We start from the raw sequence: 2,120 nt of genomic DNA, 5'->3' as shown, positions 1-2,120 counted from the left end.
GGTAAAACTCGACTGACTCTGGGCATGATTCCTCAACCATCTGACATTCCAGTTTCGTACCTTATCAAATTACACTTTCGAACGCGAATTGGTATAAGACCTTTAACAGTTCTGGGATGGCAGTGATTTCATTGGACTTGTCATCAACTTTCCTTTGGCCTAACACTAATCTATTCTGACTTGCCCAAGCGCTAACCATATGAATGGCTCCTTTATTCTTACCTTTGTCATAGGAGCGACGAACTGTTTTGCCATCAATGGCAATCACTTCACCTTTACTCACTTTCTTAACTGCTGTGATCCAACTCAGAAAGCTTTCTTGTAATTGCTCTGGATTCAGACGAGCAAAGACTCGCGCAAAGGTATCATGACTTGGTATTCCATTTGACAAGGCGAGAAAGGTTTTAAGCCACTTGTCCTTAGCCTTGCCATAAGTTTCCATTCCCACCCAGCCATTGGCACCACAGATCACTGATAAAATAGCTATGGTGAGAATGTCAATGAGCAGATACTCCTTGCTACGCTCTATTCTGGGATCTTCTACTGTTTCAAAATGCTCGGCAATGCTGAATTTTGGCTTGGTTTTCATCGGGTTAACTGATTGACTGGCAATACTTTTAACCCTACAAGACTCACCGAGGTGTTTCCTAATTTAAGATGCGTTTGCCCTACCAGTAATACCAGGGCAATCGCACACACTTCTTAAAGATATGCAATAAACACGTAAAATATTTTGAAACAATAGCTATTGGTGAGTGAAGATAATACGGAATCAGTTAGGATGCTTCCACATCAACTTTCTGTTAACAAGAGCTTAAGTGAGATCAAATGTCAAGATACGAATCTTCATCGCCAACAGCCCTAATTGAAGAACACTTCAGTAGTTTAAGAGACCCGAGAGCAGAACACAGTATTGACCATCTGTTGCTTGATATTATTGTTATCACTCTATGCGCGACGATTTGCGGTGCCAATGATTGGGAAGCAATAGCTGAATATGGTCGTACAAAACAGGAATGGTTAAAAACTTTTTTGGCGTTACCTAATGGCATTCCTTCCCATGATACCTTTGCTCGGTTATTCGCTCGTTTGAATCCAGAAGAACTCCAATGCTGTTTCATGAGTTGGATGCAAGCCGTTCATCAAGTCACCAATGGAGAACTCTTAAATGTGGATGGCAAAACGCTACGAGGCGCCCGGGTCGCTGGAAATAACCGCAGTTTTATCCATATGGTCAGTGTCTGGTCAGCTACCAATCGTCTGGTTCTGGGTCAAAGAAAAGTAGATGAGAAGTCCAATGAGATTAGGGCGATTCCAGAACTGCTCAAGTTATTAGAGATTCGAGGTTGTTTAGTTAGTATTGATGCAATGGGTTGTCAAACTGAGATTGCCAAGACGATTATTGAGCAGGGAGCGGATTATGTCTTAGCCCTCAAAGCCAATCAAGGTAACCTTTATGAGGATGTAACTCAATTGTTCGACCATGCACGTAGGCAAGGCTGGAACCAGTTTGGGAATCAATTTCATTCCACGATTGACAAGGGACATGGACGCCTGGAAATTCGTCGTTATGCCGTGATGGGAAATACTGAATATTTGTTAGGAGCCAACAAATGGTCTCAATTGAAAAGTATTGGCATGGTGGAGTCTGAACGTCGGCTCAATGGTCAAATCAGTAATGTTGAGAAACGTTACTATCTCCTGAGTCTCGAATGTGATGTCAAAAGGTTTGCTAATGCTGTTCGAAATCATTGGAGTATTGAAAATCAATTACATTGGGTCTTAGATGTCAGTTTTCAAGAAGATAGGTGGCGCTCTTGTCAGGGATATAGTGCAGAAAATCTAGCTCTGATACATCATATCGGCGTGAACCTGTTATCTCATGAAAAGACTACCAAGATAGGTATTGAAAACAAGCGTCTCAAAGCTGGTTGGGATAATCGTTATCTCGAAACTGTGCTCAATTGCCTCAGTCTTGCTCCTTCCTAAATGTTAAGAAACGTGTGCGATTGCCCTGCCAGTAATACCAGCAATTCCAAATTCAAAAATTAAGAAGTATTTGCAGGGATGAAAGGTTCTGGTTCCGCATCGCCGAGCATAAAGTCGAGGAGATGGTGCCA

1 protein-coding gene and 1 pseudogene are annotated in these 2,120 nt (G+C 42.1%); one reads left to right on the top strand and one right to left on the bottom strand.

Features of this window, described 5'->3' with window-relative positions; all coding sequences use genetic code 11:
- Positions 1-94: 94 nt before the first annotated feature.
- Positions 95-589 (bottom strand): annotated as a pseudogene (locus XEN7305_RS00095) (ISAs1 family transposase); the annotation flags it as partial.
- Between the two features lie 239 nt (positions 590-828).
- On the opposite strand from XEN7305_RS00095, the gene XEN7305_RS00090 reads away from it, so the two are divergent.
- Positions 829-1,989: an ISAs1 family transposase gene (locus XEN7305_RS00090; RefSeq protein WP_006507244.1), complete on the top strand. Its 1,161-nt coding sequence runs from the start codon at positions 829-831 to the stop codon at positions 1,987-1,989.
- Positions 1,990-2,120 lie beyond the last annotated feature (131 nt).

The sequence above is a fragment of the Xenococcus sp. PCC 7305 genome (genome assembly GCF_000332055.1).
Taxonomy (GTDB): domain Bacteria; phylum Cyanobacteriota; class Cyanobacteriia; order Cyanobacteriales; family Xenococcaceae; genus Xenococcus.
This window is presented reverse-complemented; position numbering and strand designations above follow the sequence as displayed.

Excerpts from the sequence above, each read along its gene's own strand:
- XEN7305_RS00090 (WP_006507244.1), top strand. The coding sequence starts at position 829 with ATGTCAAGATACGAATCTTCATCGCCAACAGCCCTAATTGAAGAACAC.